The sequence below is a fragment of the Candidatus Aminicenantes bacterium genome, assembly GCA_026393795.1.
Classification (GTDB): Bacteria; Acidobacteriota; Aminicenantia; order UBA2199; family UBA2199; genus UBA2199.
On the sequence record JAPKZL010000165.1, the window covers coordinates 1 to 9,095 of the forward strand.

Below are 9,095 nucleotides of genomic sequence, written 5' to 3' on the forward strand. Positions count from 1 at the left end.
GCCCATTACGATTTCCAGGAAAACAAGGTCCGCCGTTCCATTTTGCTCGACTCCCGCGCCGACATCCTGGTGCACGGCAGCGGCGAAAAGCAGATCGCGGCCAACGCCAGGCAGGCGCGCGACGGCGAGCGGGTCGTTGACATCGATATTCCCGGGACGGCCAAGGTCTGGAGCCGCTTGCCGGCTGAAAAAAACTGCCTGGAGCTTCCCGGCAGCGAGGAGGTCCAGGCCAACCCGGCGCGATTGCTGGCCAGCCAGATGCTGGCCGACCGCGCTGCCGGCGAAGGTCGGTCCCTGGCCCAGAAAGCCGCCAACCGCTGGGTGGTGCAGAACCCGGCCCAGGCATACGGGCGCCACGACCTGGATTTCATCTACGGCCTCCCGTACCGGCGCCGACACCTGAGCGCGGAGGAATATACCCCGGCGCTGCAGATGAACCTCTTTTCCGTGACCGCGCACCGGGGCTGCGCCGGAGGCTGCGCATTCTGTTCGATCCACTCCAGCGAGGGCAAGCGCATCGTCTCGCGCTCGCCCGACTCCATCCTGCGCGAGATCGCCTCCCTGGCCGCCCATCCGCGCTGGCAAGGGGTGGTCAGCGATGTCGGCGGGGCGACGGCCGAGATGTACGGCGCCGATTGCGCCGTGGACGGCTGTTCCCGGCTTTCCTGCTTGCAGCCGCGTCCCTGCCGGAATTTCGCCCCCGGCGAGCCCTTCCGCCAGCTGCTGAAGCGCTGCCGGGAGCTGAAGGGGATAAAAAAAATATTCCTGGGTTCGGGCGTCCGCTACGACCTGCTCTTAAAAAATCCGGAGCTGCTTGAAGAGATCATGCGCCATCACTGCGGACGTTTTTTGCGCATCGCCCCCGAGCACACCGAAAACGAGGTCCTGGATCTGCTGGGCAAGCCGCATTTCGCGGTCCTGGAGGAATTCGTGGCCCTGTTCCGCCGCTTGAACGGCAAGTTGCCGCGCAAGATAGAGCTGGCTCCCTATCTGATGATCGGCCATCCCGGCGAAAGCGCGGCCATGGCGCCGCTCATGAAGAAAAAACTTTCCGCCCTGGGACTGAATACACGCGAGGTGCAGATCTTCACCCCGACGCCCGGCACGCTCTCCACGGCCATGTATCATTCCGGACTGTCTCCGGCGGGAAAGACGCTGGCGGTTGAAAAGGACGTGCGCGCCCTGCAGCTGCGCAAGCTCATGCTGACCGGGGATTAAGCGCGAAAAAACACCCGCGGCCGGGTTTGCTTTTAAAAAACAAATGCGCTACAATCCCCCCTTACGTAACCGCTAAGGAGATCCGCGATGAGCCGTGGCCCCGATAGTCCGCATGATCGCCGGGTGTTGGCCGACCGGGTATTGGAAAGAACAGGCGTCGACGTCGCCCGCTGCTACCAGTGCGGCAAATGCTCCGCCGGCTGCCCGCTGGCCGCGGACATGGATTTTCCCCCCAGCCAGATCATGCACCTGCTGCAGCTGGCCGACTTCCCCGAGTTCGCCGAACTGGCGCTGCGCTCGCATACCATCTGGCTCTGCCTGACCTGCGAGTTGTGCTTTTGCCGCTGCCCGATGGAACTCGACATCCCCAAGCTGATGGACGCCCTGCGCTACGAGTCGCGTGCGCAGAAGAAGGTAAACCCCAAAGCAAGGGATATCATCGCCTTCCATCGCGCCTTTCTCGACTCGGTGCGTTACACCGGCCGCCTGTTCGAGATGGGGCAGGTGGTCGACTACAAGCTGCGCAGCGGCCACTTCCTGCAGGACATGCTGCAGGCGCCGTGGATGTTTTTCGCCGGCAAGCTGCACCTGCTCCCCGAGCGCGTCCGCGACCGCCGGCTGCTGAAGCGGATGTTCGCCAAGACCCTGAAGGCCAAAGAGAGCCGCCCATGAAAACCGGATTCTATCCAGGTTGCTCGATGAAGGGCTCGGCGCGCGAGTATAGCGAATCGCTGCTGGCCGTAGCCAGATTGCTTGGCCGGGAACTTCCTGAAGTTCCGGACTGGAACTGCTGCGGCGCCACCGCCGCCCACAACCTCGACCGCGACCTGGCCCTGGCCCTGCCGGCGCGCATCCTCGCCGCCGCCGAAAAGGCGGGCATGGACGAGGTGCTCGTCCCCTGTGCCGCCTGCTACAGCCGCCTGAGCGTCACCCGCCACGAACTACTGGAAGACGATGCGCTGCGGGCGAGGATCTCGGGCCTGATCGAAGCCGACTACCGCGGTACGGCCAGGGTGATCAACATCCTGGAATGGCTGGCCGGCGTCGACGGCCTGGAGGGGCTGATCAAGACCCCCTTCGCTCGCAAGGTGGCCTGCTATTACGGCTGCCTGCTGGTGCGGCCGGCCGGGATCGTCAAGTTCGACCGCCCCGAGGAGCCGCAGTCGATGGACCGGCTGATGAAACGCATCGGCGCCGAGCCCCTGGATTGGGCCTTCAAAACCGAATGCTGCGGGGCCGGCTTTTCCGTCTCGCGCACCGACCTGGTGGCCAGGCTGAGCGGCCTCATCCTCGAAGACGCTGTCAGCCGCGGCGCCGAAGCGGTAATCGTCGCCTGCCCCATGTGCCACCTCAACCTCGACCTGCGCCGCCCGAACATCGAGAAGAGCAGCCATAAAAAAATCGCCATTCCGGTCATCTATGTCACCCAAGCCATCGGCCTGGCGCTGGGCATCGCGCCGAAAAAGCTCGGGCTGCAGCGCCACAAGGTGGCGGTGAAGTTTGCCGCTGCTCCCTCGTCAGGGACTTTGAAAGATGCGGACCCCTCCGCGGGGATCTCGAAGTCCGGGGAGGTGTGACATGGCGCGCATCGGCGTCTTCATCTGCCACTGCGGCGAGAACATCAGCGCTACGGTCGATGTCGCCAAGGTCGCCGCCGTTGCGGCCAAGATCCCCGGCGTGGTCCACAGCGTCGACTACAAGTACATGTGCTCCGATCCCGGCCAGCAGATGGTGCGGAACGCCATCAGGGAGAAGAATCTGACCGGGGTGGTGGTGGCCGCCTGCTCGCCGCGCATGCACGAGCCCACCTTCCGCCGCGCCTGCGCCGAAGCCGGCCTCAACCCCTTCCTCTGCGAGATGGCCAACATCCGCGAGCATTGCTCCTGGGTGCACGAAAAGGGCGACGCCGCCACCGACAAGGCCATCGACATCGTGCGCACCCTGGTGGCCAAGGTGAAGAAGAACAAGGCGCTGCTGCCGATCAAGGTGCCGGTGACCAAGACGGCGCTGGTGTTGGGCGGCGGCATCGCCGGCATTCAGGCCAGTCTGGACATCGCCAACTCGGGCCATAAGGTGCTCCTGGTCGAAAAGGGGCCTTCGATCGGCGGCCACATGTCGCAGCTGTCGGAAACGTTTCCCACCCTTGACTGCTCGCAGTGCATCCTCACCCCGCGCATGGTCGAGGTAGCCCAGCACCCCAACATCACCCTGTATTCGTACGCGGAGCTGGAAAGCCTGGACGGCTTCATCGGCAACTTCAAGGCGCGCATCCGCAAAAAAGCGCGCAGCCTCGACGAAAAGCTCTGCACCGGCTGCGGCCTCTGCTGCCAGAAATGCCCGATCAAGAAGATCGCCAGCGAATTCGACGCCGGCATGGGCATGCGTTCCGCCATCTATGTTCCCTTCCCGCAGGCGGTTCCCAACAAGCCGGTCATCGACCGCGAGCACTGCACCTATTATCTGAAAGGCAAATGCCGCCTCTGCGAAAAGGTCTGCCCCACCCAGGCCATCCGCTTCGACCAGGCCGACGAGATCGTGGAAGCCGAGGTCGGGGCCGTGGTGCTGGCCACGGGCTTCGATATCAAGCACGGCGATTTTTTTCCGGAATACGGCTACGGCAAGTACAAGGACGTCATCGACGGCCTGCAGTTCGAGCGCCTGGCCTCGGCATCGGGCCCGACATTGGGCGAAATGCGCCGCCCCTCCGACGGCAAGGTGCCCGAGACGGTGGTCTTCGTCGCCTGCGCCGGTTCGCGCGACCCGGCCAAGGGCATCGAGTACTGTTCGAAGATCTGCTGCATGTACACGGCCAAGCACGCCATGCTCTACCGCCACAAGGTGCACCACGGCAAGCCCTATGTCTTTTACATGGACATCAGGGCCGGCGGCAAGATGTACGAGGAGTTCGTGCGCCGGGCCATTGAAGAAGACGGGGTGCAGTACATCCGCGGCCGCGTTTCGCGCATCTACGAGCGCGGCGGCAAATTGGTCGTCAAGGGCGCCGACACCCTGCTCGGAGCCAGGCCGATCGAGATCGAAGCCGATATGGTGGTGCTGGCCACGGCCGGGGTAGCCAACGCTGGGGCCGAGGCCCTGGCCCAGAAGGTCCACGTCAGCTACGACGCGCACCATTTCTATTCCGAGGCCCATCCCAAGCTGAGGCCGGTGGAGACCAACACCGCCGGCGTTTTCCTGGCCGGCGCCTGCCAGGCGCCCAAGGACATTCCCGAAGCGGTCGCCCAGGCTTCGGGAGCCGCCGCCAAGGTCGCCGCCTTGTTCTCCCAGGACGAGCTGGTCCGCGAGCCGCTGATCGCCGTGGTCGACCGCCAGGCGCCGCCGCTCTACTCGACCTGCACCGGCTGCTTCCTCTGCCAGACCTCCTGCCCCTACCAGGCCATCGAAAAAGAGGAGATCCGCGGCCGCGACGGCCAGTTGATCAAGACCGTGGCCAAGGTCAATCCCGGCCTTTGCCAGGGCTGCGGAACCTGCGTGGCCTTGTGCCGTTCCAAATCGATCGATATCCAGGGCTTCTCCCACGAACAGGTCTTTGCCGAAGTCCTGGCCCTGCTGAACCGAGGTGAGAGCGATGTCTGATTTCAAGCCCAGGATCGTGGCCTTCGTCTGCAACTGGTGCACCTACGCCGGCGCCGACCTGACCGGGACCAGCCGCATGAAGTATTCGCCCCAGGTGACCATCATCCGCTTCCCCTGCACCGGGCGCATCGATTTCATGCTGCTGCTGAAGGCCTTCGCCAACGGCGCCGACGGCATCATCGTTTCCGGCTGCCATCCCAACGACTGCCATTACAGCAGCGGCAATTTTCATGCCCGCCGGCGCTGGATCGTCTTCCGCGCCCTGCTCGATTTTCTCGGCATCGATGTCCGCCGGGTGCAGTTCTCCTGGGTGTCGGCCGCCGAGGGCGCCAAGTGGGCGCAACTGGTCAACGCCACCTCGGAAAGCATCCGCCAGCTGGGGCCGTTCAGCGGCTTCCACCGGCTGCGCGGCCTGGGCGTGGAGTAGGGGGCGGCATGGAAACGCTGGCGAACATAGCGCGGGAATTGCTGGCCGCCGGGACGGTCCAGACGGTGATCGGCTACGGGCATGGCAGCGGCGAAGCGGCGCTGACGCGCACGCATACGCAGACGCAGGCTCGGGCGGTCTTCATCCGCGACGTTGCCAAGGCCGGCTCCTTGATCTTCGATGCGTCCTGCCAACAGAACTTGGCGGTCTATCTCATGAAGCCCGAAGTGCGCCGGCTGGGCAAGGCGGCGCTGGTCGCCACACCGGCAGCGCTGCGCACCATCCTGCAGCTGGCGGCCGAAAACCAGGTCAGCGACCACGACCTTTTGGCCCTGGCCGTGAATGGGCAGGGAGAGGTGGCTCTGTTGGCGACGCTGGCGGCCATCGAAGCCCATGTGGCCGCCCTGGACAACGATCTAAAGCCCGGCGAAATAGCCGAGCTGCAGAAATATGCGGCGCTGGACCTGGAGCAGCGCCGGCAATTCTGGGAGGAGCAGTTCTCGCGCTGCCTCAAGTGCTACGCCTGCCGGGGCGCCTGCCCGCTGTGCTATTGCAGCCGCTGCACGGTCGAGTGCAACCAGCCGCAATGGATCCCGGTGCCGGCGCACGACCTGGGCAACCTGGAGTGGAACGTCATGCGCGCCATGCACCTGGCCGGCCGCTGCGTCAATTGCGGTGACTGCAGCCGCGCCTGCCCGGTGGGCATCCCGCTGCACCTGCTGAACCAGAAGCTGATCAGCGAAGTCCTGGACAATTTCGATTCCCGCAGCGGCATGGCCGCCAAGGCCGACAACGCCATGTCGACTTTCAAGCCCGACGATCCCGAAGATTTCATCAGGTGACAGCCATGGAAAGCGATAAAAAGCTGATCGGCCGCTCCGAACTGGAGAAACTGTTTTCCCAATGGCAGAGCCAGGGCACGCGCATCCTGGCCCCGAAAAAAAACAACGACACGATTGATTTCGCCTTGGTGACCACCCTCGCCGAAGTCAGCCTCGACCAGGTGCAGACCGTGCAGTCGGCCAAAACGTCCGTTTTCCCGAGGGTCGAGGAGCTGTTTTCGTTCACGAGCCGGGACGGTCGGGTCGTAATCCGCGAACGCGACCGCAACGCCCTGCCCGCTACCGTGCTGTTCGGGGTGCGTCCCTGCGATGCTGCCGCCTTCGCCGCGTTGAAAGCCATCTTCACCTGGGATTCCCCCGATGACCTGTTCTCGGCGCGGATGGAAAAAATGACCGTGATCGCCGTCTCCTGCGCACGCGCCGATGCGTACTGTTTTTGCACCTCCGTGGGCGGCGGTCCCGGGGCCACGGCCGGCAGCGACATGCTGCTGACCGAGACGGGTCCCGGCGAGTACCTGGCCGAGATCGTTTCAGAAAAAGGGCTCATGGCTGTTGGTGAAACCTCGGGGCTGAGGCCGTGCCCCGCCAACGTGAACAAGGAAGCCCATCTGGCCAAGTTGGAACCGGCTTTCGCCCGGGAAAAAGTCGCTCCCGCCCTGGCGCGACTTTTCGACGACGCCGCTTTCTGGGCCGAGCAGTCGCTGCGCTGCCTGGGCTGCGGCGCCTGCGCCTACGTCTGCCCGACCTGCGCTTGCTTCGACATCCAGGACGAGGGCGGCGGCTCGGGCCAGCGGCTGCGCTGCTGGGACTCCTGCGGCTTCGGCCTCTTCACCTTGCACACCTCCGGCCACAATCCGCGGCCCGTCCAGAGCCAACGCTGGCGCCAGCGCCTGATGCACAAGTTTGCCTACATGCCGGAGCGCCAGCAGGTCCTGGGCTGCGTGGGCTGCGGCCGCTGTTCGCGCGCCTGTCCGGTCGACATGAACATTCTCGAGCATGTGCGCTCCATCACGGAGGCGAAACCATGAGCATGGCCGGCATTTTCAAGCCCTACCTGATGAAAATCGAGCACATCATAGACGAAACGCCCGATGTCAAAACCATGCGCCTGGCCTTTGCCGATGAGCAGGAAGGGCGGAACTTCGCCTTCCGCACCGGCCAGTTCGGCGAGTACTCGGTCTTCGGCGAGGGCGAGTGCACCTTCTGCATTGCCTCGCCGCCGACGCGCCGGGGCTACATCGAGTGCACCTTCCGCAAGATGGGGCGGGTCACCTCATCCCTGGCCGGCCTCGAACCCGGGGAGACGATCGGTTTCCGCGGGCCCTACGGCAACATCTTTCCCATCCATGAATGGGAGAAGAAAAACCTGCTGTTTATCGCCGGCGGCATCGCCCTACCTCCCATGCGCAGCGTCATTTGGAACGTCCTGGACCTGCGCGACCGCTACAAGGACATCACTATCGTCTATGGGGCGCGCACGGTGGCCGACTTGGTCTACAAGCGCGAATTGACCGAATGGGCCGGGCGCGCGGACGTCAAGGTGATCACCACCGTCGACCCCGGCGGCGAGACGGAGGACTGGAAAGGCGAGATCGGCTTCGTGCCGACGGTGCTCGACAAGGCTGCCCCCGCTATCGCGAGCCGCGACACCGTGGCCGTGGTCTGCGGCCCGCCGGTTATGATCAAATTCACTTTTCCGGTGCTGACCAAGCTGGGCTTCAAGCCGGAAGCGATCTTCACCACCCTGGAGAACCGCATGAAGTGCGGGGTGGGCAAGTGCGGCCGCTGCAACGTCGGCAAGTACTTCGTCTGCAAGGACGGGCCGGTGTTCACCTTGGCGCAGCTGAAGGATATGCCGCAGGAGTACTAATAGACCTCGGCGTACGGTGTACGGCAAACGGTTTACGGTAAAAGCCAAAAATTCAGCATTAAAATGCTGTCTTGAACGAAAGTTGAGATAGTTTCAGACGTAGTTGATGTTTAAAGATCGATTTGTTCTCTTGCCGTACACCGTCAACCGTCAGCCGTAAATCGAGTTCAAAAAGATGCTATAGATCCAGTCTGATCGGTAGGGTTACTGAAGTGATCTCGTCCCAATGCAACTGGCGCTGGATGGCGAAAGCCGTCTCGTTGTGCAGCATCTTGTGGTAGAACTTTTCGTGGCGGAAGGTCAGCTTGCCGGTGAACACGGTCGAGCGGTGGAACTCGGCCTTGATGTCCTTGCACAGCTGGGTGGCGGTTTCGACCACGTCGGTACCCACGGCGAAGCGATAGTCGGCGGCGAAACCCAGGCTGCGGGCCAAGTCGACGTATTTTTGCAGGGTTGCCTTGACCGATTCCTCCAGGTTCTTCATCTCCTCGGCCCCTTTGAAACTGCCGGAATCAACCACGGCCACCGAGGTGAAGATGAAGTTCTTGTACAGGTTGGGGAAGTTGCGGATCACCGACAGGATCGTGTGCGCCCCGAAGCCGCTGTAGTCGCTGACCAGCTGGATGGCGGTCATCTCCCGGGGATTGACCGGGTCCATGTTGGCCTTGCGGTTGGTGGATATGTCTATAAGCAGCTCGTCGAGCTTGCGCACCGCCTTTTTCACGTTGTTGTAATGGCGGCGGATGAGGTAGCAGAGGATGACGAACGCGGTCGTGATCAGCAGCGTCATCCAGCCGCCCTCGCGGAATTTTTCATAGCTGGTGATGATCAGGATGGTGAAGCAGAGGACGAAGCCGGTCATGTGCACGGGCAAATGTTTTTTCCAATAAACTTCCCTTTTGCGGTTTTTTATGAAATAGGTGGACATGCCGATCTCCGATATGGAAAAGGTCATGAAAACGTTGATCGCATACATGACCACCAGGTTGGATATCTTGCCCCCGGTGTAGAGCAGCAGGAAAATGGAGGCCCCGCCCATGAGCAGGACGCCGTTCTGCATGGTCAGCCGCTCCGACAGCGCGGCGAAGCGGTGCGGGAACCAGGAGTCGATGGCCATGTTGGCCTTCACCCGCGGACCGTCGAT

At 63.1% G+C, this 9,095-nt stretch carries 9 protein-coding genes; 8 read left to right on the top strand and 1 reads right to left on the bottom strand.

All coding sequences use genetic code 11. The annotated features are described in order from the left end of the window. From NTW95_07845 to NTW95_07880, 8 genes are all read left to right on the top strand, one after another. Positions 1-1,218, top strand: a 1,218-nt coding sequence (locus NTW95_07845; GenBank protein MCX6557321.1) for a radical SAM protein, incomplete at its 5' end; no start/stop codon positions are given. A gap of 87 nt (positions 1,219-1,305) precedes the next feature. Beyond that, the gene (locus NTW95_07850; GenBank protein ID MCX6557322.1) at positions 1,306-1,890 is read left to right on the top strand and encodes a 4Fe-4S dicluster domain-containing protein; all 585 of its coding nucleotides are present in this window, start codon (positions 1,306-1,308) and stop codon (positions 1,888-1,890) included. Then, a complete protein-coding gene (locus tag NTW95_07855; protein MCX6557323.1) occupies positions 1,887-2,795 on the top strand; it encodes a CoB--CoM heterodisulfide reductase iron-sulfur subunit B family protein in 909 nt (302 codons plus the stop codon). The genes NTW95_07850 and NTW95_07855 overlap by 4 nt, the downstream gene beginning before the upstream one ends. Before the next feature lies 1 nt (position 2,796). Next, the gene (locus tag NTW95_07860) at positions 2,797-4,812 is read left to right on the top strand and encodes a CoB--CoM heterodisulfide reductase iron-sulfur subunit A family protein (protein MCX6557324.1); all 2,016 of its coding nucleotides are present in this window, start codon (positions 2,797-2,799) and stop codon (positions 4,810-4,812) included. Beyond that, a complete protein-coding gene (locus tag NTW95_07865) occupies positions 4,805-5,239 on the top strand; it encodes a hydrogenase iron-sulfur subunit (protein MCX6557325.1) in 435 nt (144 codons plus the stop codon). The genes NTW95_07860 and NTW95_07865 overlap by 8 nt, the downstream gene beginning before the upstream one ends. 8 nt (positions 5,240-5,247) lie before the next feature. After that, positions 5,248-6,081, top strand: coding sequence for a 4Fe-4S dicluster domain-containing protein (locus NTW95_07870; GenBank protein ID MCX6557326.1), 834 nt, complete (start codon positions 5,248-5,250; stop codon positions 6,079-6,081). A gap of 5 nt (positions 6,082-6,086) precedes the next feature. Then, entirely contained in the window at positions 6,087-7,109 is a 1,023-nt protein-coding gene (locus tag NTW95_07875) for a 4Fe-4S dicluster domain-containing protein (GenBank protein ID MCX6557327.1), read from the top strand. Continuing rightward, positions 7,106-7,951 (top strand): FAD/NAD(P)-binding protein, encoded by an 846-nt coding sequence (locus tag NTW95_07880; protein ID MCX6557328.1) that lies wholly within the window; start codon positions 7,106-7,108, stop codon positions 7,949-7,951. The genes NTW95_07875 and NTW95_07880 overlap by 4 nt, the downstream gene beginning before the upstream one ends. Before the next feature lie 178 nt (positions 7,952-8,129). Here NTW95_07880 and NTW95_07885 read toward each other — a convergent pair. Then, positions 8,130-9,095 (bottom strand): KUP/HAK/KT family potassium transporter (locus NTW95_07885; protein MCX6557329.1); only part of this gene is annotated, 966 nt, incomplete at its 5' end.

What these genes read in the sequence shown, in the direction of transcription:
- NTW95_07850 (MCX6557322.1), top strand. Translation starts at nt 1,306, where the DNA reads ATGAGCCGTGGCCCCGATAGTCCGCATGATCGCCGGGTGTTGGCCGAC.
- NTW95_07855 (MCX6557323.1), top strand. Translation starts at nt 1,887, where the DNA reads ATGAAAACCGGATTCTATCCAGGTTGCTCGATGAAGGGCTCGGCGCGC.
- NTW95_07860 (MCX6557324.1), top strand. Translation starts at nt 2,797, where the DNA reads ATGGCGCGCATCGGCGTCTTCATCTGCCACTGCGGCGAGAACATCAGC.
- NTW95_07865 (MCX6557325.1), top strand. Translation starts at nt 4,805, where the DNA reads ATGTCTGATTTCAAGCCCAGGATCGTGGCCTTCGTCTGCAACTGGTGC.
- NTW95_07870 (MCX6557326.1), top strand. Translation starts at nt 5,248, where the DNA reads ATGGAAACGCTGGCGAACATAGCGCGGGAATTGCTGGCCGCCGGGACG.
- NTW95_07875 (MCX6557327.1), top strand. Translation starts at nt 6,087, where the DNA reads ATGGAAAGCGATAAAAAGCTGATCGGCCGCTCCGAACTGGAGAAACTG.
- NTW95_07880 (MCX6557328.1), top strand. Translation starts at nt 7,106, where the DNA reads ATGAGCATGGCCGGCATTTTCAAGCCCTACCTGATGAAAATCGAGCAC.